Genomic DNA, 25,941 nt, shown 5'->3' with positions numbered 1-25,941 from the left:
ACTGCGTCGCTCGGACGGTCCGGGCGCTCACGTTAATTTGAGGATGTTATGGCTGATTCTACTTCTCCGCGCCGTTTTACGCGCATCGATCGTCTTCCCCCGTATGTATTTAATATTACTGCTGAATTAAAAATGGCTGCGCGTCGTCGTGGCGAAGACATTATTGATTTCAGCATGGGTAACCCTGACGGCCCAACGCCTCCTCATATCGTGGAAAAACTTTGTACGGTTGCACAACGCGAAGATACCCATGGCTATTCGACATCCCGAGGTATTCCGCGCTTACGCCGTGCGATCTCTCGCTGGTATGCCGAACGCTATGAGGTTGATATCGATCCTGAAAGCGAGGCTATCGTCACTATTGGTTCCAAAGAGGGGTTGGCGCACCTGATGCTGGCAACATTGGATCATGGTGATACGGTGCTGGTGCCGAACCCAAGTTATCCGATTCACATTTATGGTGCGGTGATTGCTGGAGCCCAGGTGCGTTCTGTGCCGCTAGTGGAGGGTGTCGATTTCTTTAATGAATTAGAACGTGCGATCCGCGAGAGTATTCCGAAGCCGAAAATGATGATTCTTGGCTTCCCGTCGAACCCGACGGCGCAGTGCGTCGAACTGGATTTCTTTGAGCGCGTTGTTAAGTTAGCGAAACAGTACAATGTGTTGGTGATCCATGATTTGGCCTATGCCGATATTGTGTATGACGACTGGAAGGCACCGTCGATCATGCAGGTTCCCGGCGCAAAGGACATCGCAGTAGAGTTCTTCACGCTGTCCAAAAGCTATAACATGGCAGGCTGGCGCATTGGCTTTATGGTCGGAAACCCTGAACTGGTCAACGCATTAGCACGGATCAAGAGCTATCACGATTACGGTACGTTTACGCCGTTGCAGGTTGCCGCAATCGCCGCGTTGGAAGGCGATCAGCAATGTGTACGTGATATTGCCGAGCAGTATCGCCAGCGCCGTAACGTTTTGGTGCGCGGTCTGCATGAGGCAGGTTGGATGGTTGATGAACCGAAAGCGTCAATGTACGTGTGGGCGAAAATTCCTGATGCCTATGCGCACTTGGGGTCGCTGGAGTTTGCCAAGCGCCTGCTATCGGAAGCGAAGGTGTGTGTTTCACCTGGAATTGGTTTTGGAGATTATGGCGACACCCATGTCCGGTTTGCCTTGATCGAAAATCAGGATCGTATTCGGCAGGCGGTGCGCGGTATTAAGGCGATGTTTCGCGCCGATGGTATTTTACCGACGGCTAAACCTTCATCAGGAAAAGGCTCTGTTGCCTGATATCCTCGGCTCCCAGTCGTCTGACTGGGAGCGACATAAACATGCCGTGACAGCGGCTTATCATTTGCTAGAATGCCTACCGTTAATCTCAATCAGGATGAGTTTGTCATGTCGTTATCTCTGTCTAAATTTTCTGCGTTAACGCTGCTTTGCGTCACGCTGGCCGGGTGCCAACAAACAGGAACGTCTGCCCACAAAGGAACGGTGGCAGGCCAGTCTTCTGCGGTAACCGTTTCTCCTAACGATCAACTGAATCAGCTGTCGTCATTGGTTGCTGCCACCCGATATCTTAAATCGAAATGTAATCGTAGCGATCTTCCCGATGATGCGACGGTTGCCAATGTGGCATTAGCTGTGGCGAAGCAAAGAGGCTGGAATGTTGCGAACTATCAGGCTTTGCCGCAGCGCAGTGAAAGTCTGTATCAAGGGTTATTAAAAGACAGTACGCCAAAAGAGGCGCAGTGTTCGGAATTTAACCGTACGCTGGCACCGTTTATTGATGCCATGCGCAACCACGGCTAAGGCGCGACGCTTCCACTTTCATCGTCGGCGGAACGTTCATTTTCGTTGAATTTTCCGCCTGGCCAGTCTTCCAGTGCTTCCAGAATAAATACCTCGCCCTCTACGCTGAAAATCGTCATATCTTGCTGGATCTGTTCTATGGTGAGCCCTTCTACTGGCGAATCACCTTCTCGGAACTGTAGGCCGTTGAGTGTGATACTGCGCTTGGCTTCGTCGGACGTATAAACATGTGCGCTGTAGGTCAGCGGCGGAATTTCGCCATTGCTGATAGCAGGTAATGGCAGCGTGGTCTTTTTCTCAGGGGACACTGGTGTATCAGCACGTACCTCCGTAGCCGCGAGTGCTTGTCCCTCAACCGCCGGCAAGGCCGCGGCGTGAACGGCTAAAGTGGCTGTCGGAGACGCCGTAGGGCTACCCCAGCGCTGGTGGCTGAACCAGCCTAGCGCGATAAAAAGCAAAGCGTAAACAACCATCAGATAACCGGGCATCGGATATTTGGCAAGTAGCGCTGGTTGTGAATGTGTCTGTGTGTCCGGTGCGTTGTCCATGCGCTAATCCTTAATTATCTATCCTTAGGCCGTGTAGCAGCATCACATCATAAACGAAAGTTGTGCAAACGGATGGTGCTATCTGCCTTATTTTGTAAAAAATAGAAAGAACTAAAAATCGAATCTCTCGGTTATGTGACAGCTCCTCCATTTTGATTAAAAACTATTGTAATGATAATAATCACGGATGGAACCTTGATACGGGTCGCAAAAAAAAAGTGCGGATTTGCTTTAATGAAATCATGTTTTACCATTGTAGGCATGATGTTTCTTTTTGATGCTTAGTGGTCAATGAATTCGGAGAAACCCTAATAATTTGATTAACCATCCTGAGCGTTAAATTAGCCGCGTTACTATGTGGTTTTTACTACAGGTGTTGCGCTACTTTTTTATCAATAAGGAAAACGTCAATCTGCCATTAAATTACAAATAAAAAAAATTTTAAAGAATGTGATTAGTATCGCAGGGTTTTTTGCGAATGTGTTATTTCCATTTTAATAATTAAAAAATACTGAGGGATGAAATGTTTAGAGCGGTTATTGGAACGGGTCGTTTACGTGCCTGTGCGGTAGCTATTGCTTTTTCTGGGATAGCACTTTCTGGGTGTGACAACAGTCAGCAACCAGTGGCAGAAACGACCCCGCCAGACTTACAGGTGAAAACGGCACCGTTTGGTTGGGCTGCACAATATCAGAACACGGATGGTAAATTTTATGCGACGACGGGAGGTGAGGGCGCACATGAAAATAGCATTTATGTCGTTACCAATCGTCAAGAATTAAAAGATGCGTTAAATAACATCCGCAGTGTTCGTTATATTGCCGGCGACTCCGATGCGGAGTTACAGGTAAAGTTAGAACCCAAGATTATCTATTGGCAAGGCACTATTCGTGGTGATGATTTAGGAAATGGGCGCTATGCGAATGCTGAGGATTATAAAACCAAACCGAATAAAACGACGTTCGATTTTGATTTATATGTTAAAGCGTTCGATCAGAACTATATGGCACAACTGAAAGCTACGGCGGATGCCGGTGGAGCTGATGCGTTAGCCGCCAGTGCAGAACTTAGCCTGTTGAAAAAACAGAATGGTCAGCGTTCGCAGTATGCCAACAACCAGAAAGCACAGATTCAATTTCAGGTTCCGCCGAATACCACGATTTTAGGTGTGGGTAGCGATGCGAAACTGGTGGAAGGCTACTTATCCCTCAATACGTTAAGTCACACGTTTGGCAAAACGGATAACAGTAACATCATTATCCGTAATATTACGTTTCAGGCACCGCGTGATTTTGCCCCCGCTTGGGATGCGGGTGATGGAGATAAAGGCAACTGGAATGCGCGTTATGATTCCGTGTCGATTAATGCCAGCAAAAATGTCTGGGTCGACCACTGTACCTTTACAGACGGTGAACACCCTGACTATCAGGAGCCGGTGCTGTTTGGTAAACATATCCAACGCCATGATGGCCTACTGGATATAGAAGATGGCGCCGATTATCTGACGATTTCCTACAACATTTTCTCCCAGCATGACAAAACGGTATTAATCGGCTCAGGCGACGGTGATAAAGGGGAATATCGGATCACTTTTGAAGGCAATTTGTGGGACAACAGCGTGCAGCGTTCGCCGCGAGTGCGCTTTGGTCAGGTGCATTTACTTAATAACTACTACCGTGGCGCAACGGATACAAATTACCCCATTCTGTATGCCATTGGGATGGGCTTCGATTCATCGATTCTTTCCGAAAGTAATGTTTTTAATTTCCAGGGCGGTGCGGCAGACGAAAAGCTGATTATTGGTGCCTACAAGGGAAGTAAATTTAAAGACAACGGTTCCTGGTTCAATGGCAATCCGGCAAGTCATCTGAATCAAATTGCCTTGGATAAATGTAGTGCATTGCAAGAAACCGAGAAAGCCGCCGCTACAAGCGCTGGAAAAACAGTACCGGGATGGGCGTTGGAGACCTGCACCAATGAATTGGAGTGGAGCCCACCTTATGTCTATAGCGTTGGGAAATCTATCGCCGCCGTTGAGAAATATGTTCTGGAAAATGCCGGCTCTGGGAAATTGGCTATCTCCCTCCCGTAGCTATCGCCATTGCTCATTATTTTTATTGAAATAGTTATCTGTAATCTCTCTGCCCAATATCAATCATTCTGTGGTAATGAATCTGCCACAGGGTGAGACATATCGGGAAAATAATAGTAAAAATACAGGAAATACTATGAATTACTTTTTACCCCGTACTCGTCTTACACTCTGCGCGACAGTCGTCTTGAGCGGCCTGATTGCTGGATGCAGCGATAGCGACTCAACGCCGGATGTCGGTGTCGATCGTTCCGCAGCGCCGCAGAATCTTAAGGTGCCGACGCTGGCCTATGATAATAGCAGCGTGGTGCTGGCTTGGGAAAAACCGACTAAACCTGCCGCAGGCATTAAAGATTATCGTGTCTACATGAATGGAACCTTGTTGGGCGGAACCATTGATAACCAGAACACCCACTCGCCAGCCAAGCCTTATATCGATAACTTCTACAATTCGATCGATACCGCCAACTGGCATGTTCGCGTCAGCTTCCATAATTTCAAGGTGGCTAACCTGTCGCCGGAAACGGAATACCGCTTCACGGTGCGTGCGCTTTACGACGACGGCAAAGAATCCGTTGATAGCGAAACGGTCGTGCAGAAAACGACGGCCACGCCAGTCTCACTGAACGTGACTAACTACGGTGCGAAAGGCGATGGGATAGCAAACGATACGTTGGCGATTCAGAAAGCGATTGATGACTGTACGCTAGCCGCCTATCCGAAAGGGTGTAAAGTCGTGGTTGAAGGGGGGACGTTTAAAACCGGCGCGCTGTTCCTGCATAGCGACATGACGTTTGAAGTTGCAAAAGGCGCTACGCTGCTGGGGTCGGCAAGCGGCGACGACTATCCGCTCGCTCGCGGCTACTATCTCTACCCTTACACTTCACCTCAATTGCCTAAACGCCCACCTTCGTTGATCAACGTGCTGGAAGCCGACGATCGGGGCAGTAGCCATGCCGGTACCTTTAAAAATATTCGTATCGTCGGGCAGGGTACGATTGATGGTAACGGTTGGGCGCGCGGCATTAAAGCCAGTGATACAAACATTACTGAAATTGATGAATTAAAGAATGAATTGCCGCTCTACCGTGCGAGCAAAGCGACCAATGTTGGCAGTGATGGTATTCTGGCAAAAGACCAAACGGCCAAAGCCGTTAATGAAGGGATGTCACTGGAGGAAGCGTACAAAAACCGACGCTCCAGCCTGATGACGCTGCGCGGCGTGAGCAACATGTATCTGGAAGGGCTGACGATTCTGAACCCGGCTTATCACGGCGTGATGGTGCTGGAATCCGAAAATGTGGCGATGAATGCGCTGGTGCACACGACGTACGATGCGAATAATGCGGATGGTATTGAATTCGGTAACAGTCAAAATGTCATGGTATTCAATAACTTTTTTGATACAGGTGATGACAGCGTAAACTTTGCGGCGGGGTACGGTGCCGAAGTGGCGACGCTGGGGCAAAAAGCGCAGAGCGGTGCCTGGATCTTCAATAACTACTTCCGCCGCGGACACGGCGCGGTGGTTACGGGTAGCCATACCGGTGCCTGGATTGAAAAAATTGTTGCTGAAGATAACGTCATGAATAAGACGGATGTTGGCTTGCGTATGAAGAGTCGACCCTATTATGGTGGCGGCTCGCGTGACGTGGTATTCCGTAATAACGCGATGCGTGATATTGTCAACGAGCCGTTCGTTTTCACTATCAAATATAAAGCGGACGTGAACGATACCCAGCCTGCGGCTGAACCCGCGCAGTTCCGCGATGTGACCGTATCTAACGTTACGGTTGATGGTTCAGCGAAGAAAAACAGCATTCTGGTTGATGGGATGACCATCGGTGAGATGGCTGATGCGTATAAGTTCTCTTTTGGACGTGATGCCTATCATCAAGGCTTGCATTTTGAGAATGTAAAATTCAGAAGTGTAAAAGTCACGGATATTACGTTCCTGAAGAACAGTGACTTTAAAAATGTCACTTTTGAGAATGTACCGGGAGCCTGGAATTTCGGTCATATTGAAAATATCAGGCTCGAAGACCGTGTAAATAATAATGCCGCGCTGACGACCCGCGGTGATGAAACCATCACCCGGGACGCCGCAACGGAATAAGGCATTTTCCCCACGCCGCTGGCGTGGGGAGTATTATGGATGATTATGCTATGGCACGATTGCAAGCTTTCAAAGAACCGTCTTTTAATTCGCTGGTTGCCTCTGTTCGGTCACTGCCCGCGCCGCTGATCCGACGTATTGTGTTGGGGCTGATTTTACTGCTGATTTGCCAGCAGTTGGCCGTACTGACCTGGCGCTTTCTCCTACCTGAAGATTCACGTGTTGTTGGCGTGTCGGTCACGCCTGCCCAAGCGAAAGAAAAACCTGCTACGCTCGGTGATTTTACCTTGTTTGGTCATGCTCCCGATGCGGATGCCTCCGCAGTTAACAGCGCCGCATTATCTGGTGATATTCCGCTGACATCGTTAAATATCAGTCTGACAGGGGTGTTGGCGAGTGGAGACGCCAAGCGTTCGATTGCCATTATCGCTAAAGATAGTCAGCAATACAGCCGTAATGTTGGCGATGCCATTCCCGGCTATGAAGCCAGAATTGTGACTATCTCTGCCGATCGTGTCGTGCTCCAGTATCAGGGGCGGTATGAGGCGCTCCATTTATATCAGGAGGAAAACACCGCCGATGCCTCACCGTCTTCTGGCGCTTTTAGCCAGGTGAAAGATGAGATTCAAAAAGCCCCCTTTACGGCGCAGGATTACCTCACCATTTCTCCCGTCACGGAAGAAGACGTACTGAAAGGATATCAGTTAAACCCCGGCAAAAATCCCGATCTTTTCTACCGCGCAGGCTTGCAGGATAACGATCTCGCCGTGTCATTAAACGGCATGGATTTACGTGATACGGATCAGGCACAGCAGGCGATGGCGCAATTGGCAGGGATGAGCAAATTCAATTTGACCGTCGAGCGTGATGGTCAACAGCAGGATATATATCTGGCACTGGATGGAGACCACTAATTTGTTTAGCAAGGGACAGGGATTTTTTAAGCGTCAGGTTTTTTCGAAGCATAAAAACCAATGGCTTAGTCATGTACGCCGCAAGAGCATGTTATTGCTCAGCGGGAGTGTTCTGCTTATGGCGTCATCGTTAGCGTGGAGCGCTGAGTTCTCCGCCAGTTTTAAAGGTACGGACATTCAAGAGTTTATCAATACCGTCAGTAAGAACCTGAATAAGACGGTTATTATCGATCCGTCGGTTAGCGGAACGATTACTGTACGCAGCTATGACATGATGAACGAAGAGCAGTATTACCAGTTCTTCCTTAGCGTGCTGGATGTTTATGGGTTTACTGTTATCCCTATGGATAACAATGTATTGAAAATTATTCGCTCAAAGGATGCGAAATCGACGTCGATGCCGCTGGCCAGTGATGATCAGCCTGGCATCGGCGATGAAGTTGTTACGCGCGTGGTGCCAGTCAACAATGTGGCGGCTCGTGATTTGGCGCCGCTGCTACGTCAGTTGAACGACAACGCGGGTGCTGGGAGCGTGGTACATTACGAGCCGTCGAACGTGCTGCTGATGACTGGGCGCGCGGGGGTAATCAAGCGGTTGATGACGATCGTCGAACGGGTTGATCAGACGGGCGATCGGAATGTTACCAGTATTCCACTGTCTTACGCGTCCTCCACGGAGGTGGTGAAGATGGTGAATGAGCTGAACAAGATGGACGAGAAGTCCGCCTTGCCAGGTATGTTGACCGCGAATGTGGTGGCCGATGAACGAACCAACTCAGTGCTGGTACGTGGTGAACCGAATTCACGCCAGCGCGTTATCGATATGGTCAAGCAGCTCGATCGCCAGCAGGCAGTACAAGGCAACACCAAGGTCATCTATCTCAAATACGCCAAAGCCGCCGATCTGGTTGAAGTGCTCACGGGCGTAGGCGACAGTATCCAAACCGACCAACAAAATGCGCTGCCTGCGCTGCGCAAAGATATTTCGATTAAAGCGCATGAGCAAACCAACTCGCTGATTGTGAATGCAGCGCCTGACATCATGCGCGATCTGGAGCAGGTGATTGCGCAGTTGGATATCCGTCGCCCACAGGTATTGGTCGAAGCGATCATCGCGGAAGTACAAGATGCCGATGGGATGAATCTCGGTGTGCAATGGGCCAATAAGAATGCCGGGGTGACGCAGTTCACGAACACCGGTCTACCGATCACGACAATGATGGCAGGAGCGGACCAGTTCCGGCGTGATGGAACGCTTGGTACGGCAGCGACAACGGCACTGGGCGGTTTCAACGGAATTGCTGCCGGTTTCTATCAGGGTAACTGGGGCATGCTGATGACGGCGCTGTCCAGCAACAGCAAGAACGATATTCTGGCAACGCCTAGTATTGTGACGCTGGACAATATGGAAGCAACGTTTAACGTCGGTCAGGAAGTGCCCGTGTTGGCGGGGTCGCAAACGACATCCGGTGACAACGTTTTCCAAACGGTGGAACGTAAAACGGTCGGTATTAAACTGAAGGTGAAGCCTCAAATTAACGAAGGCGATTCTGTTCTACTGGAAATTGAACAGGAAGTCTCCAGCGTAGCGGATGCGGCCTCCAGCAGCAGCACCAACCTCGGTGCAACATTCAATACGCGTACCGTTAATAACGCGGTGCTGGTCAGCAGCGGCGAAACCGTGGTGGTGGGCGGCTTGTTGGATAAAAGTACGAATGAGTCTGCCAGTAAAGTGCCCCTGTTGGGAGATATTCCCGTTCTGGGGCATTTGTTCCGTTCAAACAGTCAGGAAACGAAAAAGCGTAATCTGATGCTGTTTATCCGTCCTTCTATTATTCGCGATCGTAGCCAATACCAGAGCGCTTCTGCCAGTAAATATCATTCGTTCAATGCTGAAGAAGATAAACAGCGGGACGTGAGCCGTGGCGAAGGGGGGCTTTTGAGTAACGATTTACTGCGCTTGCCGGAAGGCGGAAATGCCTATACGTTCCGTCAGGTTCAGTCCTCTATCGTGGCATTTTACCCGGCGGGCGGGAAATGAGTGACGCTGCCTCCCAGATTATAGAATTACGCCCCCTATTGCCTTTCGCCTATGCACGGTCGCAGCAAATCCTGCTGTTACAGGGGGATAATGACGCGAGCCTTCGAACGATTTGTGTCGCGCAGACGCCAGCGGCTGCGTTGTTGGAGGCGCGTCGGGTGGCAGGATGCTCGCTCAGGATTGAGCGGGTCACGGACGAAGAATTCGAGCGGCAATTGGTCATTAGCTATCAGCGCGACTCGGAAGAAGCGCGCCGTATGATGGAGGACATCGGCAACGAGATGGACTTCTATACGCTGGTGGAAGAACTGCCAGATAGCGACGATCTGCTCGATGCTGATGACGATGCGCCGATTATCCGCCTCATTAACGCGATGCTGACCGAAGCGATTAAAAATAAAGCGTCGGATATTCATATCGAAACCTATGAGCGCTATTTGCTGATCCGCTTCCGCGTTGATGGCGTGCTGCGTGAGATTCTGCGCCCACAGCGTAAGCTAGCTTCGCTGCTGGTGTCGCGTATCAAAGTCATGGCAAAGCTGGATATTGCTGAAAAACGTATCCCGCAGGATGGTCGCATGGCGCTGCGGGTCGGAGGACGGGCGGTTGATGTCCGTGTCTCCACGCTACCGTCGAATTACGGTGAGCGTGTTGTGCTGCGTTTGTTGGATAAAAACAGCGTTAAGCTCGATCTTGAATTGTTGGGCATGTCGGACCGCAATCGACAACTGCTTGACAGCCTAATCCATCGTCCACACGGCATTATTCTGGTCACCGGTCCGACTGGGTCGGGGAAAAGTACCACGCTTTATGCTGCGCTTAGTCGCCTGAATGCTTCGGAACGTAACATCATGACGGTGGAAGATCCCATCGAATATGAGCTGGAAGGCATCGGGCAAACGCAGGTCAACACCAAGGTCGATATGACGTTTGCCCGCGGACTGCGTGCCATTCTGCGCCAGGACCCGGACGTTGTGCTGGTGGGGGAAATTCGTGATGGGGAAACGGCACAAATTGCCGTACAGGCATCGCTGACGGGTCACCTTGTGTTATCCACACTGCATACCAATAGTGCGCTGGGCGCGCTGTCCCGTTTGCAGGATATGGGCGTAGAACCTTTCCTGCTATCAACTTCTCTACTGGGCGTACTCGCACAGCGTCTGGTCAGAACGCTGTGTCCTGACTGTAGCCAGCCGCAGCCTGTCGATCCGGTTCAGGCAAAACAGATGGGAATCGCATCGGATACGCTGCTGCACGGCCCCGTTGGTTGTCCGCAGTGTAGCTTTACCGGCTATCGGGGACGTATCGGTATTCATGAATTGGTTCTCATCAATGATGACGTCCGTGCTGCGATCCATCGTCGTGACGGTGAAATGGCGATTGCGCAGATTCTGGGAGAGAGCCGAACGACGATCCGTCAGGACGGGTTAGAGAAGGTACTGACGGGGCTTACGACCTGGGAAGAAGTGATCCGCGTAACCAAAGAGGAATGACATGGCACAGTACCACTATCAAGCGCTGGATGCGCAGGGGAAAAAATGCCGTGGCAGTCAGGAAGCCGATTCTGCCAGGCAGGCGCGCCAGCTATTACGGGAACGGGGGCTGGTGCCGCTGTCGGTCGATGAAAGCCGAGGCGAACAGCAGAAATCCAGTTCTACGGGTTTCTCCCTACGTCGCAAGATCCGTATTAGTACCTCAGATTTAGCGTTGTTGACGCGCCAGTTGGCTACGCTGGTGGCGGCATCGTTGCCGCTGGAAGAAGCGCTGGATGCAGTGGCGAAGCAGAGTGAAAAGCCGCATCTGAGCCAATTGATGGCAGCGGTGCGCAGCAAGGTGATGGAAGGCCACTCGCTGGCTGATGCCATGAAATGTTTTCCCGGTAGCTTTGAACGCTTGTACTGCGCAATGGTCGCCGCAGGTGAGACGTCCGGTCATCTTGATGAAGTGCTGAACCGGCTGGCGGACTACACCGAGCAACGTCAACAGATGCGTAGCCGCATACAGCAGGCGATGATCTATCCCTGCGTGTTAACCGTGGTCGCGATTGCCGTGGTTAGTATTTTGCTGTCTGTTGTCGTGCCGAAAGTCGTCGAGCAATTTATTCATATGAAGCAGGCGCTGCCGCTTTCAACTCGTGTGTTGATGGGGATGAGTGATGCCGTGCGTGCGTTTGGACCGTGGTTCCTGCTGGCGTTGCTGGCAGGATTTATGGCGCTGCGGGTGATGTTGCGGCAGGAGAAACGGCGCGTTAGTTTTCATCGACGCCTGCTGCATTTACCGCTGCTTGGTCGTATCGCCCGTGGCCTGAATACGGCACGCTATGCGCGGACGCTCAGTATTCTCAACGCCAGTGCCGTGCCGCTGCTACAGGCGATGCGCATTAGCGGCGATGTGATGAGCAATGATTACGCTCGCCATCGACTCTCTATGGCGACGGATGCGGTGCGAGAAGGGGTTAGCCTGCACAAAGCGCTGGAGCAGACGGCGCTCTTTCCTCCGATGATGCGCCATATGATTGCCAGCGGTGAACGCAGTGGCGAGCTGGACAGCATGCTGGAACGCGCGGCAGATAATCAGGATCGTGAATTCAGTTCACAAATGACGCTGGCGCTGGGGCTATTTGAACCTCTGCTGGTCGTCAGCATGGCGGCAGTGGTGCTGTTTATCGTATTGGCGATTTTACAACCGATCCTGCAACTGAATACGTTAATGAGTTCGTAAGAGAACCAACAATTGAACAAGGAAAAGTAAGGATGCAACAGTATCAACGTAGTTATGGGCAGCACAGTTATAGTCAGCGTGGTTTTACCCTGTTGGAAATTATGGTGGTGATCGTCATTCTCGGCGTGTTGGCGAGTTTGGTCGTGCCTAATCTGATGGGGAATAAAGAAAAGGCGGATCGACAAAAAGCAGTCAGCGATATTGTCTCTCTCGAAAGCGCGCTCGATATGTACAAGCTGGATAACAATCGCTACCCGTCCACAGAACAGGGGCTGAAAGCGTTGGTGACGAAGCCGACGGTACAGCCGGAACCGCGTAACTATCCAGCCGATGGCTATATTCGTCGCCTGCCGCAGGACCCATGGGGGACAGACTACCAACTGCTAAACCCAGGTCAGCACGGCAAGCTGGATATTTTCTCTTTGGGGCCAGATGGCATGCCGGGAACGGAAGATGATATCGGCAACTGGAATCTTGATAAAAAATAAAGACGTCTGTCTTTGTTGGTGACTGTTGCAGCTGGGTTGTGGGGCGTTGCTATCGATGACGGCGGGAAAAGGACGGCAGAAGCGCAATGAAGCGGTCAACGAGGAAGCAGCAGGGTTTTACCCTGCTGGAAATGATGCTGGTCGTGTTACTGGCTGGTATTGCTGCGGGCATGGTGGTCATGGCATTTCCTTCCGAGCGCAAGAATGATAGCGCCTGGCAGTTGGCTCGTTTTCAGGCACAGTTAGAATTTGCTGCTGAAAGCAGTCAGGTTAACGAATACATGCTGGGCGTGCGCATTTATCCCGATCGCTGGCAGTTTTATCAACTCCAGCGCCCAACTGCATCGGAAGGGGTGCCGATCTCCAGCGGCGATCGCTGGCAGGGCTACAAATGGCAGCCGTGGCAACCGTATCGAGTGAGCGCATCGGCGACGTTGCCCGATGGATTACGGCTTGAGCTATTGCAGGCCGATGGGAAAAAAGTGGAGAAAACACAGAGTGGCGACGATCCTGATATCCTGATTTTGCCCGGTGGTGAAATCACGCCTTTCCGCCTGTTCGTTAAGTCTGACAACAAAGCGCTCTCGAATTGGCTCCAGATGGATGCCAACGGGCGGTTTGTGACGTCGATGAGTCAGGGTAAGAAACGATGAGGCGACAGAAAGGAATGACGCTGGTGGAAGTGTTGGTCGCGCTGAGCGTTTTTGCTCTGGCGGGCATTGCCGTTTTGCAAACGACTGCCAGACAAGCAAGCAGCCTGAGCCGGCTGGAAGAGAAAACATTTGCAGGCTGGGTGGCAGAAAACCAACAGATTCAACTGCGGTTGGAACAACGTTGGCCAGAAGCGTCGTGGGTAAAAGGGGAAACGAAATTCGCTGGCGTGCGTTGGCATTGGCGTTGGCAGGGCGTAGAAACTGGCGATCCTCAGACTAAGGCGCTGGATGTGGAAGTACGGCGCAATAAAGATGCCTTTGCTTCCGATGCCTCGCTACGCACCTATGTGGTGAAGCAATAATGTTTAGTAAAACAAGGATGTGCAATCAAACCAGAACGGTGCGAGAGGCCGCGCCGCGCAGGCGTCAGCAGGGGTTTACGCTGCTGGAAATGATACTGTCGATCGCTATTTTTGCGGCATTAAGCGTCAGCGCGTTTCAGGTACTGAACGGTGTGATGCGTAACGATGAAATTTCGCAGCGCAAGGCTGAACGTCTGGCTGAAATACAGCGCGCTTTTTCACAAATGGACGGCGATTTTTCCCAAATGATCGCACGTGGCAGCCGGGGAAGCACCTCGATATTCTACGCCGGTCGCGATCAGCTAAAAAGTGATGACTGGGGCGTTAGCTTTATGCGTAATGGCTGGCAGAACCCGTTTGGCATTCTGCCGCGCTCTGAACTCCAGCCTGTAGCCTATCGACTGCGGGATCACACGTTGGAACGGCTAACGCACTCGGTTCCCGATCCTATTGAAGGGCTCGAGCCCAGCGTAAAACCGCTTCTCACTCAGGTTGATGGTTTCCGCTTACGCTTTTTCAGCAATAAAACCTGGCGCGATCGCTGGGATAACAGTACGCAGTTGCCACAAGGAATCGAAGTCGTGCTGACCTTAAGGGATTACGGAGAAATGTCGCGTATGTTCTTGATTACCACCGGGCCAGTTAAATGAAGTCGCGTCAGCGCGGCGTGGCGCTGCTGGTGGTGCTCTTAATTCTGGCATTAATGGTAACGATAGCCTCAGCGATCACGGAACGCACAGGTAAAGCGTTTTTGCGTACTGAAAGTCATTTGAGCCGCCAGCAGGCGAAATGGTACGCCTTGGGAGCGGAAACGCTAAGCGGGCAGATATTACTGCGCGATGCGCGGAATATGCCGGGCCGCACGTTTGTCGGGCAAAACTGGTCCCAGCCGGGGCACCGTTTCCCGGTGGACGGAGGGGAAATCATCGGCCAGATTAGCGATGCGCGCACCTGCTTTAATCTGAATGCGATCAATCAAGGCGTGGATAACGAAAGCACGCTAGTGAAGACACCTTATCCAGCGCAGGTTTTCCGTTTTCTGTTGAAAAATCTAGGCGAAGATGCGGATCGTGCAGAAAAAATCACTGCGGCGGTACGTGACTGGATTGATGCGGATAACTACCCGTCGGCAAACGGGGCAGAAGACGAGGTCTATGCCACGTTGCCAGTGCCCTATCGCACAGCCAATCAGAGAATGAGTGAAATCAGTGAATTACGCGCAGTTTACGGTATGGACAGCGATCTCTATCGCCGATTATTACCTTATGTCTGTGCGCTGCCAGTGGATGCGATGTCTGTTAATATCAATACGTTAACTGAGTTTGATGCCCCGCTGTTATCCGCTATTTTCTTGAATGAAATGACGATATCTCAGGCAAAAGCGTTGGTGCAGCAGCGTCCACGTATGGGATGGGCAAGCCTGGAGGTCTTGCAGCAAACTGGATTATTACCTCCGAATAGTAAAAATACCGCGCAGCGGGTGCTGGCAGTGAAAAGTGAGTGGTTTTTTGTAAAGCTTCAGGTACGTGTCGGCGACAGTGATTTTCACCAACGCAGCTTGCTTCATTTGAGTGGACAAAAGGTAGAGGTCGTGCAGCGGCAATATGGAGGATATAGGACGGTGAATCCATGAAATTAGCGGGAAAATGGAAGCAAAAAACCGCGAAAGCCCCATTAAATCGAGGTTCGGTTGTTCGGCATCCGTGCCTCATTGTGCGCCTTCCGGTAGAGGAACAGGGCGAAATCGAATGGCAGGTCCGTTCATCCAATGGGGAAAACTTACTGAGTCAGGGACGCGGTAGCATAGAGCAGGTTCGTCCGGCGCTGGCTGCCTATCCGTCCGTGACATTTACCCGCGTTCTGGTTCCGGCAACTGACGTGACGTTTTATGCCCTGACGTTACCCCGGCAGGCGCGGCGTCAACTGACGCAAGTCGTGCCATTTATGCTAGAAGATCAACTGGCTACGGATATTGAAAAGCTGCATTTTGCCGTGTTGGAAATTCATGGTGATGACGGTACGGTTGCCGTGGTGGAAAAAAGCCGAATGCAGCAGTGGCTGACACAGTGTGAGGCGTTGGGTCTTCGCGTTGATGCCCTATTGCCTGATGCTCGCGTATTGCCAAAGCATCAGGATGGGTGGAGCGCGTTGCAACATGATGACATGTGGCTGTTTCGCCAGCCTACGGGCCATGCCATAGCGGCAGAATCGTCCTGGTGTGGTGACCTGCTGAAGGCGTCTATGCCGCTGCCTGCGATATACAGCTATAGCGCTGCCTCGGTCGGCGGTGAGCTGTCGCAGTACGAATGGCAGGAGGAGGGCGAGTGGAAGGCGCAGCCAGCAACGGATCTCTTTACATTGGCGGCAACGGTATCTCTACCTGCGTCGGTTGATTTACGGCAAGGCGACTACGCGCCGGAGAAAGCGTGGCAAAACACCCTGTTGCCGTGGCGTAGCGTTGGCATCGCTTTTGCCTGTTATCTCTTGTTGGTCGTGGCGGATACTGGCTGGGCGCACTATCAGCTTTACCAGCAGGCCGAGCATTGGCGGCAGGAGAGCGTGCGCGTCTATCGGCAAATTTTCCCTTCCGAAACGAATGTCGTTAACCCGCGAGCACAGATGCAGCAGCATCTGCAACGTACAACTGCCGGGAACGCAGGGAAGGGGCTACTGGAGCAATTGAGCCCTTTGCAGCAACTCATGACGCAGAATAGTGCGATCAAAATTCAGTCGCTGTCTTACGACGGTTCTGCGGGTGAATTCCGATTGGCGTTGCAGGGTACGTCTTATCAAGAGTTGGAGCAGTTTCAACAGCAGGCTGCTGCCTATTATCAGGTACAGGCGGGTGAGATGCGGCAGGAAAACGATCGGGTTGAAGGCCGGTTAACATTAAGGAGCCAGCAATGAATGAATTACGACAACGCTGGCAGGCCATGAGTCAGCGGGAGCGCCAGCTTATGGTTGTGTGTGCGGCGATGCTTCTGCTCTGTCTGGTGTATTACGCTATTGTTCAGCCGTGGCAACTGCGGGAGGATCTGTGGGAACGCACAATTTCCCGTGAACAGCAGACCGTTAACTGGATGCAAAAACAGGCCTCATCGATTCCACAGGAAAATCAGGCGCAGGGGGAAAATAGTCAGAGGGAAACCAGTCTGCCTATTTTGATTTCACAAAGTACCCAGCGTTACGGACTGTCCGTGGTACGTTTGCAGCCGCAGGGGAGCCAGGCATCGGTAACGCTAGCGCAGAGTGATTTCAATAGTCTGCTACGTTGGCTGAGTGAACTGGAACGGCAAAACGGTGTACGTGTTGTGTCGCTGGATGTGAATGCCGTGGAGCAAAGCCCGGGCATGGTGGATGTCACCAGGCTAATGCTGGAACGGGCGGATGACGCTTAAATCCGGCATCAGCGCAGGTGTCGCTCTGGTTCTGGCCTATGGACTGTTTCTGGCGTGCTATGCACCTGCCCGCTTGCTTGCTACGGTGCCCCTGCCAGCCGGAATGGTGGTCGCGGAGGCCGCTGGAACGTTATGGCAAGGGAATCTGCAACGGTTTAGCTGGCGTAAGTTAACGTTAGACGATGTGCACTGGAACATCACTTTTTCGGGTTTTATGCCCGCGCTGGAGATTGCGTTTAAGAACCCAGAAGGCATTGAAGGACATGGGATCATTCGCGGCTGGCAGCAGCCGCAGCTTTATCAATGGCGGCTTTCTGTTCCAGCCAGCTACTTATTCAGCCAGCTACGTTTTATTGTGCCAATCGGAGCGGAAGGAAACGTGCAGCTAGATCTGCAAGAGGCGACGGTCGATCGCTCAGGCTGCCAGTCGCTGGATGCTAGCGTCATTTGGGCAGACGCGCGGGTAAAAACGCCGCTGGGTGGGCTGGCGTTAGCGACGCCTCAGGCCACGCTACGCTGCCAACAAGGCGGGCTGGAAGCGAGCCTGCGGCAGGTTTCTTCACATCTACAGTTGTCTGGCAAAGGCAGCGTCACCCCGAAAGGCGAATACCGTTTTACAGGGCGGCTTAGCAGCGGGAATGACTTACCTGCGACCATGAAAAAACTGTTGGCGACCACGGGTAAGGCAGACGAACAGGGTGCCAGAACGCTGAATTTTCAGGGGCGCTTGTTGTAATAAAGACAATTGTTGTAATAAAGACGATCGTTGCAATCACTGCGTAGGCGCTCGTGAGAATGGGCAACTCATCTATACCACTTCTTTATCAATACTCAGGGATTAACGTGGATGATTTAAGGGAATTCGCACAGGTGTTTCCTGCATGGTGGTTCGGCATGTTGGGTGTATTGGGGTTGATTATTGGCAGTTTTCTGAATGTGGTGATTTACCGCCTGCCAATTATGCTGGAACGGCGTTGGCAGCAGGACACCGATCTTCAGATGGGAGTAACGGACTCCGGTCATGATAGTGCGCGTTATAACCTGTGGTGGCCGCCTTCGGCTTGTTCACATTGTCAGCAGGCTATTGCAGTGAAAGATAACATCCCGCTGCTCAGTTGGCTGTGGCTGCGCGGGCGCTCCCGCTGCTGTCATCAACCGGTGTCTGCGCAATATCCGCTAGTGGAAGCTATCACCATGCTGGCTTTTATGACGGCGGGTTTGCTATGGGTTCCCGGTATGGCGCTGTGGGGCGCGTTGATTCTGCTGTCTTTCCTGCTAGTTCTGACCGTTATTGATATAAAAACGCTGTTGTTGCCGGATGTACTCACGCTGTCGCTCCTGTGGGTGGGGCTATTGTTTAATTTATCGGAAACGTTTGTTCCATTGAATGATGCGGTGATAGGTGCCATGGCCGGCTATTTGTCGCTGTGGCTACTGTATTGGGGATTTAAATATGCCACCGGTAAAGACGCGCTGGGGTACGGTGATTTCAAGTTACTGGCTGCGCTGGGTGCATGGCTGGGCTGGCAGGCATTGCCGAATTTAGTGTTGGTAGCGGCGCTAACTGGGCTGGTTGTGACGCTCGTCTGGCGCGGGTTGCGCAAAGAGGGGACGGATAAACCGTTGGCCTTTGGCCCCTGGCTGGCAATCGGCGGGGTGTTCGGCGTGATAATGAACGGATTCAATCTGTAGAGAATGACAAAGGCAATACGAATTATCGGCTGAATAATCGTCGGCTGAACATAGATCGGCAGGCATAAAAATAGGCTGAGGGTATCAATACCATCAGCCTTTTTTATCTCTGTGTGTGCCCTTCAGCGAAGACATCTTTGCCGGGCAAATGACAGGTTATTCTACCATCAGCATAAAGGTACTCACCCAAACGACTAAGCAGAATGAGATACCCATAAAAAAATACTTCACCGATTTATTCTCCAGCAGAACCCACGCCAGCAACGATCCCGATTGTGCGTTTTATTATGGAAGGAAGTCATTACGCCGCCGCCGATGTCACCGCAGGAGAACGTCGCCGAAGGGTAATTCTTCCCGTTGTCATCACCAGAATCACACTAGTTATGACGGGATCGGCGCTAAATCTACGCCGAGTGAGGGGGGGAATTCAAGAGGTCCAGAAACTATATTTTCAAAATAGCATTAAAAAGCGTTGCGCCGCTTCTGAGGCTGGGAAATTCGGGGGAATTCCGGTGAAAATCGTCCCTTATTCCCCCGATTCTTGACGGTGCTATCTTAGGCGTAACGCCTCATTCATCGTCGAGTCATTGTATTGTTATCAGCTCATCATCTCAGGCTAGTTATTTAGCCGGCTGGCCTACTCTCTCCACCCCATCGCAGGCGCGATATGCTTCAGAATCGCTTCGATAACATGCGCATTGTAATCAACACCGAGTTGATTCGGCACCGTTAGCAATAACGTATCTGCTTCGGCAATCGCCTCATCCTGTTTTAACTGTTGGATGAGTGTTTCTGGCTCGGCAGCATAACTGCGTCCGAAAATCGCGCGTGTTTTCTCATCGAGAAAACCGACGGTATCGCTATCGTTACTGCTCCCGCCGAAATAGGCGCGATCCTGCTGATCCATCAGTGCAAAAATACTCCGGCTGACGGAGACGCGCGGTGTACGTGTATGTCCAGCCTCAGCCCAGGCCGCCCGGTATGCGCGAATTTGCTGTGCTTGTTGAATATGAAAAGGTTCGCCAGTTTCATCATCCTTCAACGTGGAGCTTTGCAGGTTCATTCCCAGTTTCGCCGCCCATACCGCCGTCGCATTCGATCCAGCGCCCCACCAGATTCGTTCACGTAACCCTTCAGAATGAGGTTCCAGACGTAGCAGACCCGGTGGGTTTGGGAACATGGGCTGCGGATTCGGCTTTGCAAACCCTTCTCCACGCAGCACATCCAGCAATACCTCGGTATGATGTCGCGCCATATCCGCTTCGGACTGACCTTCTGTGGGCTGATAGCCAAAATAGCGCCAGCCATCAATGACCTGCTCAGGAGAGCCTCGACTGATACCGAGCTGTAATCGTCCCTCTGAAATCAAATCGGCCGCACCGGCATTTTCAGCCATATACAGTGGGTTTTCGTAGCGCATGTCGATGACGCCAGTGCCAATTTCAATGCTGCGGGTTTTCGCACCAATAGCCGCAAGCAGTGGAAAAGGTGAACCCAGTTGGCGGGCAAAATGATGAACCCTGAAATAAGCGCCATCAGCGCCCAGTTCCTCTGCTGCGACAGCAAGATCGATGGATTGCAGTAATGAATCTGCCGCTGAACGTGTGCCGGACTGCTGCGACGGTGTCCAGTGACCAAATGATAAAAATCCAATCTTCTTCATAGGGTATTTATCCTTATATTCAGCGAGATATTTAGTAGAAGCGTGCGCGTAGCAAGGCGTAACGCGACAGTGTGATTACTCTACGCGATTAATAATGAGAATAAATGTCATTTTTTTAACGTAATAATTCAGTTTATCTGAGCGATTGCTTGCAGGGTAAAGGGGGGATTGAACAAATGATTTCTCGATTTTTCCCATCAATAACCTTTAGGGAAAACGTAATCCCGCTTATCTACCTCGAAGTTGGTATCTAAATATTATTATGAGCGAGATCAGTATTCTCTTTCTCACTGACGCTGTATTATTTTATATATAGCGAAAATCAGGATACCAACATGATAAAGAAATTTGGCTACGTGCTGTGGTTTACCGGACTGTTTTTGGTGTTTTCCAACGCCTGGGCTGCGCGCCAGGTCACCGATCAACTGGGGCGCAATGTAACGATTCCCGACCACGTTAATCGCGTAGTGGTGTTACAACATCAAACCTTAAATCTGCTGGTGCAATTGGATGCACAGGAGAGCGTCGTGGGTGTGCTTTCCAGTTGGAAGAAACAACTGGGCGAGCATTATGTGCGGCTGGCTCCTCGTCTGGCGGATTTACCGATGCCGGGCGATCTCACGCAGGTCAATATTGAAAGCCTGCTGAAGCTGTCGCCACAGGTGGTTTTTGTCGCTAACTATGCGCCGCCGGAAATGATTGCGCAGATTGAGCGAACGGGGATTCCGGTTGTGGCGATTTCGCTACGTCAGGATCAGCCGGGAGAAGCCGACAAGATCAATCCTACGATGGGTGATGAAAACACGGCGTATAACGAAGGGCTCAAGGCAGGAATTCGGCTGATTGGTGACGTGGTTGAACGTCAAAAACAGGCGGAGGCACTGATTGACTATACCTTTGCGCAGCGGCAGAGCGTTAGTACACGTCTGGAGTCCATCCCGGAAGAAAAGCGAATCCGCGTGTATATGGCTAACCCAGACCTGACAACCTACGGTTCAGGAAAATATACCGGCCTGATGATGTCGCATGCGGGAGCGTTGAACGTGGCGGCAGCATCGATAAAAGGCTTCAAACAGGTGTCGATTGAAAACGTATTGGCCTGGAACCCGCAGGTGATTTTTGTGCAAGATCGCTACCCGGATGTCGTGACGCAAATCGTCAACGATCCGGCCTGGCAGGCGATTGATGCGGTGAAACAGCATCGCGTGTATCTGATGCCGGAATACGCCAAAGCCTGGGGTTACCCGATGCCAGAAGCGTTGGCGATTGGCGAACTGTGGATGGCGAAGAAGCTTTACCCTGAGCGCTTTGCCGACATCGATATGCAAAAAGCTGCCGATGCGTATTACCAGCGCTTCTACCGTATGGACTACCGTGCGGAAGCTTCTGCGGCGCAATGAGTTATCGCACCTATCGCATTACGCTGCTGACGGTGGTGGTGCTCACGCTGTTGATTGCCGTGTGCTCACTGGGGATAGGGCGTTTTAGCTTATCCCCGTGGCGCATCGTCCAGATCCTTGCCGAACCGCTATCGGGCGGTAATCCTTTACTTGGGGATATCGAGCGGCAAGTGGTGTGGAGCGTACGTTTACCCCGCGTGTTACTAGCCTGGTGCGCAGGCGCGGCGCTGGCGCTGAGCGGAGCTACGCTGCAAGGCGTTTTCCGTAACCCGCTGGTCGATCCGCATATCATCGGTGTGTCCGCAGGCGCGGCCTTCGGTGGCACGTTGGCGATTCTATTAAGCTGGACGCCGCTGCTTTTGCTGCTATCTGCGTTTACGTTCGGCATGTTGGCGCTCCTGCTGATTTTCATGATGGCCGCCGCATTCGGTAAACAGAACGTCCTGATCCTGATTTTGGCTGGCGTCATCCTTAGCGGTTTCTTCGGCGCACTGGTTAGCCTGATGCAATATCTGGCGGATACCGAAGAGAAATTACCGAGCATTGTGTTCTGGCTGCTGGGTAGCTTTGCCACCGCACACTGGAACTCGCTGATGACGGTGGCGGTGCCATTAGCGCTTGCGGGTGGATTGCTGTTGCGGTTGCGCTGGCACGTGAACGTGTTGTCGATGGGCGAGCAGGACGCGCGCGCGCTCGGTGTGGCCGTACAGCCGTTGCGCTGGTTGGTTTTGAGTCTGTGTGCTGCCATCGTGGCTGCTCAGGTTGCGGTCAGCGGGAGTATCGGCTGGATAGGGCTGGTGATCCCCCATGTTGCGCGCATGCTGGTGGGAGCCGACCATCGCCGCTTGTTGCCTGTATCATTATGGCTTGGTGGCGGCTTTATGGTGCTGGTAGACGATCTGGCGCGCAATCTCAGTGAAGCCGAGATTCCATTGGGCATTCTGACGGCGCTGCTAGGTGCACCACTTTTTGCCGTGCTGTTGTATAAAACACAGCGCCAGGGGAGAGGACGCTAGTATGCCTACCATCAGGTTATCGACACAAGAACTCGTGTATGGCTACCAACAAGGGCAGGGCTTTTTTTCACCGTTGAACCTGTGCTGTCGGGAAGGTGAAGTGACGGCAGTTTTGGGGGCGAACGGCAGAGGGAAAACCACGCTGCTGAATACCTTACTGGGTCACTTATCGCCGCTTTCTGGGACGATCCAGCGTGAGGGACGCATTGGTTTTGTGCCACAGATATTTACCCCACCGTTTTCTTATAGCGTGCTGGATATGGTACTGATGGGGCGTGCCGCGCGTGTTCGGCTGTTTACCATGCCCTCTGCGCATGATATCCGCGTGGCTCAGAATGCGCTGAGCCTGCTGGGAATCACATCGCTTGGCGAGTGTGAATTTAGCGCATTGTCCGGTGGGCAGCGGCAGCTTGTGTTAATCGCACGGGCATTGGCATCAGAGTGTCAGACGCTGATTCTGGATGAGCCTATGGCGGCGCTTGATGTACAAAATCAGGCGCAGGTGCTGCGGCTATTGAAGGATCTGGCAAGGATGCAGCATCTGAGCATTCTGCTGACCACCCACGATCCTTCCCACGCGTTAGCAATTGCAGAGCAGGCGCTGCTCCTGATGGATAATCAGCATTATCTTTATGGCCGCAGCGATGAGGTTTTGACTGAGGCTAACCTGTCGCGTTTGTACGGCATCCCGGTACGGCAGGTTTGTGTGGACATCGCGCCGCAGCCGTATCGTGCGCTGATACCAATATTAACCATGACGGAGCGACCATGAGCGACCCTCTTCGTTTGTATGCCGCTGGCAGCCTACGCCTCGCGTTTGCTCCTTTGCTGACGATATTCAGTGAACGTTACGCGGTGGAGGTGACGTCGACTTTCGGCCCAGCCGGGCTATTGAGCGAAAAAATAATGCACGGCGATGCGGTGGATATTTTCGCCTCGGCGAACTGTGCACACCCTTTGCGCTTGAAAACGCTGGGACTGGCGGAGGAAACCACCGTGTTTACGCGCAATCATCTTTGTATTGTGATGCGCAACGTACCGGAACTTACCACGCAATCCTGGCTGATGGCGCTGCTTGACCCGTGCTTTGTGCTTTCTACCTCAACGCCCGGCAGCGATCCCGGTGGGGATTATGCATTTCAACTCTTTGATCGCATCGACCGTTTGCATCGTGGCTGGGGAAATCAGCTGCGGGACAAAGCGAAACCGTTAGTGGGTGGGGGGCTGGACCATGCGATTCCGACGGGTATGACGGCGGGGAGTTACCTGATTCGTACTGGGCAGAGTGATATGCACATTGGCTATGCCAGCTATCTGCCATTACTGCTCAATCAGCCGGATTTGCATGTGGTTCACTTACCCGATCCCTATCAGATTGATGCTGAGTACATGTTGGCCATCATGAAGCCCGCCCGACGTGAAGCACGACTGCTGGCGAACTACCTTTTATCACCCGAAGGACAGGATTTTTTGGTGCATAAAGGGTTCGCCTCGTTGTTTTAGTGGGGTAACGGGAGGTAAATCGGCCAACGATGGCGAACTCTGCTATGATTGCGGCATATCTACGCCGTTCTTTGGCTCGGCGTCACCTTCCGTTATTTCGTCCTTGGTAGAGTAATCACTGTGAGCACAACCTCTTTTTCTTCCCTCGCGCTGCCAGCAGAGCAGTTATCCAACCTTAATGAACTGGGCTATACCGACATGACACCCGTTCAGGCGGCGACGTTGCCAGCCGTTCTGAGTGGCGCAGACGTGCGGGCCAAGGCGAAAACCGGTAGCGGCAAAACGGCGGCGTTCGGGATTGGGCTGCTGAATCGTATTGTTGTGAGCGACTTTACCACTCAGGCACTGGTGCTGTGTCCAACGCGTGAACTGGCCGATCAGGTCAGCAAAGAGCTGCGTCGTCTGGCGCGTTTTGCGCAAAACATTAAGATTCTGACACTGTGTGGCGGTCAACCGATGGGGCAGCAGCTCGATTCGCTGGTTCACGCTCCGCATATTGTCGTCGGAACGCCAGGACGTATTCAGGATCACTTACGCAAGCGGTCACTGTCTCTGGATAGCCTGAAAGTGCTGGTGCTGGATGAAGCGGATCGTATGCTGGACATGGGTTTCACTGACGCCATTGATGATGTGATTTCCTATACGCCGTCCGATCGTCAAACGTTGCTATTTTCCGCTACTTACCCGGAAGAGATCGAACAGATCAGCGCACGGGTTCAACGTCAGCCGCAACGTTTTGAGATTGCCGATGATGTGGAAGAGTCGGCCATTGAACAACGTTTCTATGAAACGACAAAAGAGCAGCGTTTGCCGCTATTGATTGCCATTCTGAGCCATTATCAGCCTGCATCCTGCGTGGTGTTCTGCAACACGAAGCGTGATTGTCAGAGCGTATTTGACGCACTGGATATGCGCGGGATTAGCGTATCGGCGCTGCATGGCGATCTGGAACAGCGCGATCGCGATCAGGTGCTGGTACGTTTTGCTAACCGTAGCTGCCGCGTGCTGGTCGCAACCGATGTTGCGGCTCGCGGCCTTGATATCAAAGAGCTGGCGCTGGTGGTGAATTTTGAGCTGGCTTTCGATCCTGAAGTTCACGTACACCGCATTGGCAGAACAGGGCGTGCGGGTACGCAGGGACTGGCTGTCAGCCTATGTACGCCACAGGAAATGAACCGCGCTAATCTGATTGAAGACTATCTCGGTATGCGCATTAAGTGGACGTCGGCGGATGAGATTAGCCGCAGTGGCGAGGTTGTGCTCGAACCTGAGATGATGACGCTGTGCATCGATGGTGGCAGAAAAGCCAAAATTCGTCCCGGTGATATTCTTGGTGCATTAACTGGCGATGCAGGATTAACGGCGGCGGAAGTTGGTAAAATAGATATGTTCCCGCTGCATGCTTATGTGGCTATCCGTAAAGCCAGTGCTAAACGTGCGTTGCAGCAGCTCCAGAAAGGCAAAATCAAAGGGAAAAGCTGTAAGGCTAGACTGTTAAAGTAACCGATATTTAATAGATCAG

General features: G+C 52.1%; 25 protein-coding genes. 22 read left to right on the top strand and 3 right to left on the bottom strand.

Annotated features, from left to right (window positions below):
* Positions 1–48 precede the first annotated feature (48 nt).
* The gene (gene alaC / locus EDI29_RS06835; RefSeq protein WP_137740284.1) at positions 49–1,290 is read left to right on the top strand and encodes an alanine transaminase; all 1,242 of its coding nucleotides are present in this window, start codon (positions 49–51) and stop codon (positions 1,288–1,290) included.
* Between the two features lie 108 nt (positions 1,291–1,398).
* A complete protein-coding gene (gspS, locus tag EDI29_RS06830; RefSeq protein WP_137740283.1) occupies positions 1,399–1,812 on the top strand; it encodes a type II secretion system pilot lipoprotein GspS in 414 nt (137 codons plus the stop codon).
* On the opposite strand, the gene gspB is transcribed toward gspS, so the two are convergent.
* Positions 1,809–2,360, bottom strand: coding sequence for a type II secretion system assembly factor GspB (gene gspB, locus EDI29_RS06825; RefSeq protein ID WP_137740282.1), 552 nt, complete (start codon positions 2,358–2,360; stop codon positions 1,809–1,811). The genes gspS and gspB overlap by 4 nt on opposite strands.
* A gap of 523 nt (positions 2,361–2,883) precedes the next feature.
* Here gspB and EDI29_RS06820 point away from each other — a divergent pair.
* From EDI29_RS06820 to EDI29_RS06750, 15 genes are all read left to right on the top strand, one after another.
* The gene (locus EDI29_RS06820; protein ID WP_137740281.1) at positions 2,884–4,452 is read left to right on the top strand and encodes a pectate lyase family protein; all 1,569 of its coding nucleotides are present in this window, start codon (positions 2,884–2,886) and stop codon (positions 4,450–4,452) included.
* 136 nt (positions 4,453–4,588) lie between these two features.
* Positions 4,589–6,568 carry a glycosyl hydrolase family 28 protein gene (locus EDI29_RS06815; protein WP_137740280.1) on the top strand — a complete coding sequence of 660 codons (1,980 nt, stop codon included), beginning with the start codon at positions 4,589–4,591 and terminating at the stop codon, positions 6,566–6,568.
* A 50-nt stretch (positions 6,569–6,618) separates the two neighbouring features.
* Positions 6,619–7,482, top strand: coding sequence for a type II secretion system protein GspC (gene gspC / locus EDI29_RS06810; RefSeq protein ID WP_137740279.1), 864 nt, complete (start codon positions 6,619–6,621; stop codon positions 7,480–7,482).
* An 88-nt stretch (positions 7,483–7,570) separates the two neighbouring features.
* Positions 7,571–9,523: a type II secretion system secretin GspD gene (gspD, locus tag EDI29_RS06805; RefSeq protein WP_167494486.1), complete on the top strand. Its 1,953-nt coding sequence runs from the start codon at positions 7,571–7,573 to the stop codon at positions 9,521–9,523.
* Positions 9,520–11,016, top strand: a complete 1,497-nt coding sequence (gspE, locus tag EDI29_RS06800; RefSeq protein ID WP_137740277.1) for a type II secretion system ATPase GspE — start codon at positions 9,520–9,522, stop codon at positions 11,014–11,016. Before gspD ends, gspE begins: the two co-directional genes overlap by 4 nt.
* A 1-nt stretch (position 11,017) precedes the next feature.
* Complete coding sequence (gspF, locus tag EDI29_RS06795) at positions 11,018–12,244, top strand: type II secretion system inner membrane protein GspF (RefSeq protein WP_137740276.1); 1,227 nt, start codon at positions 11,018–11,020, stop codon at positions 12,242–12,244.
* Between the two features lie 32 nt (positions 12,245–12,276).
* Positions 12,277–12,732: a type II secretion system major pseudopilin GspG gene (gene gspG, locus EDI29_RS06790; protein ID WP_137740275.1), complete on the top strand. Its 456-nt coding sequence runs from the start codon at positions 12,277–12,279 to the stop codon at positions 12,730–12,732.
* 86 nt (positions 12,733–12,818) lie between these two features.
* The gene (gene gspH, locus EDI29_RS06785; protein WP_137740274.1) at positions 12,819–13,385 is read left to right on the top strand and encodes a type II secretion system minor pseudopilin GspH; all 567 of its coding nucleotides are present in this window, start codon (positions 12,819–12,821) and stop codon (positions 13,383–13,385) included.
* On the top strand, positions 13,382–13,747 hold the full coding sequence (gene gspI / locus EDI29_RS06780; RefSeq protein WP_137740273.1) for a type II secretion system minor pseudopilin GspI: 366 nt from the start codon (positions 13,382–13,384) through the stop codon (positions 13,745–13,747). The genes gspH and gspI overlap by 4 nt, the downstream gene beginning before the upstream one ends.
* Entirely contained in the window at positions 13,747–14,397 is a 651-nt protein-coding gene (gene gspJ, locus EDI29_RS06775) for a type II secretion system minor pseudopilin GspJ (protein WP_137740272.1), read from the top strand. The genes gspI and gspJ overlap by 1 nt, the downstream gene beginning before the upstream one ends.
* A complete protein-coding gene (gene gspK, locus EDI29_RS06770; RefSeq protein WP_137740271.1) occupies positions 14,394–15,380 on the top strand; it encodes a type II secretion system minor pseudopilin GspK in 987 nt (328 codons plus the stop codon). Before gspJ ends, gspK begins: the two co-directional genes overlap by 4 nt.
* On the top strand, positions 15,377–16,654 hold the full coding sequence (gspL, locus tag EDI29_RS06765; RefSeq protein WP_137740270.1) for a type II secretion system protein GspL: 1,278 nt from the start codon (positions 15,377–15,379) through the stop codon (positions 16,652–16,654). The genes gspK and gspL overlap by 4 nt, the downstream gene beginning before the upstream one ends.
* On the top strand, positions 16,651–17,145 hold the full coding sequence (gene gspM / locus EDI29_RS06760; RefSeq protein ID WP_137740269.1) for a type II secretion system protein GspM: 495 nt from the start codon (positions 16,651–16,653) through the stop codon (positions 17,143–17,145). Before gspL ends, gspM begins: the two co-directional genes overlap by 4 nt.
* A complete protein-coding gene (locus tag EDI29_RS06755; RefSeq protein ID WP_137740268.1) occupies positions 17,135–17,881 on the top strand; it encodes a type II secretion system protein N in 747 nt (248 codons plus the stop codon). The genes gspM and EDI29_RS06755 overlap by 11 nt, the downstream gene beginning before the upstream one ends.
* A gap of 107 nt (positions 17,882–17,988) precedes the next feature.
* Complete coding sequence (locus EDI29_RS06750) at positions 17,989–18,837, top strand: prepilin peptidase (protein WP_137740267.1); 849 nt, start codon at positions 17,989–17,991, stop codon at positions 18,835–18,837.
* A 156-nt stretch (positions 18,838–18,993) separates the two neighbouring features.
* Here EDI29_RS06750 and ypdK read toward each other — a convergent pair whose 3' ends face one another.
* On the bottom strand, positions 18,994–19,068 hold the full coding sequence (ypdK, locus tag EDI29_RS06745) for a membrane protein YpdK (RefSeq protein WP_099606229.1): 75 nt from the start codon (positions 19,066–19,068) through the stop codon (positions 18,994–18,996).
* 406 nt (positions 19,069–19,474) lie between these two features.
* Positions 19,475–20,500, bottom strand: a complete 1,026-nt coding sequence (locus EDI29_RS06740; protein WP_137740266.1) for an LLM class flavin-dependent oxidoreductase — start codon at positions 20,498–20,500, stop codon at positions 19,475–19,477.
* A gap of 335 nt (positions 20,501–20,835) precedes the next feature.
* Between EDI29_RS06740 and EDI29_RS06735 the strand changes: the two genes are divergently transcribed.
* The 5 genes from EDI29_RS06735 (at position 20,836) to dbpA (ending at position 25,922) form a co-directional block, all read left to right on the top strand.
* Entirely contained in the window at positions 20,836–21,900 is a 1,065-nt protein-coding gene (locus tag EDI29_RS06735; RefSeq protein ID WP_137740265.1) for an ABC transporter substrate-binding protein, read from the top strand.
* Positions 21,897–22,916: a FecCD family ABC transporter permease gene (locus EDI29_RS06730; protein ID WP_137740264.1), complete on the top strand. Its 1,020-nt coding sequence runs from the start codon at positions 21,897–21,899 to the stop codon at positions 22,914–22,916. The genes EDI29_RS06735 and EDI29_RS06730 overlap by 4 nt, the downstream gene beginning before the upstream one ends.
* Position 22,917: 1 nt before the next feature.
* Positions 22,918–23,688 carry an ABC transporter ATP-binding protein gene (locus tag EDI29_RS06725; protein WP_137740263.1) on the top strand — a complete coding sequence of 257 codons (771 nt, stop codon included), beginning with the start codon at positions 22,918–22,920 and terminating at the stop codon, positions 23,686–23,688.
* Entirely contained in the window at positions 23,685–24,419 is a 735-nt protein-coding gene (locus EDI29_RS06720) for a molybdate ABC transporter substrate-binding protein (RefSeq protein ID WP_137740262.1), read from the top strand. The genes EDI29_RS06725 and EDI29_RS06720 overlap by 4 nt, the downstream gene beginning before the upstream one ends.
* A gap of 120 nt (positions 24,420–24,539) precedes the next feature.
* Positions 24,540–25,922: an ATP-dependent RNA helicase DbpA gene (gene dbpA / locus EDI29_RS06715; RefSeq protein WP_137740261.1), complete on the top strand. Its 1,383-nt coding sequence runs from the start codon at positions 24,540–24,542 to the stop codon at positions 25,920–25,922.
* Positions 25,923–25,941: the final 19 nt, after the last annotated feature.

The sequence above is a fragment of the Pectobacterium polonicum genome (assembly GCF_005497185.1).
Lineage (GTDB): Bacteria > Pseudomonadota > Gammaproteobacteria > Enterobacterales > Enterobacteriaceae > Pectobacterium > Pectobacterium polonicum.
Note: the sequence above shows the minus strand (reverse complement) of the source record. Positions and strands in the feature narration are given on the sequence as shown.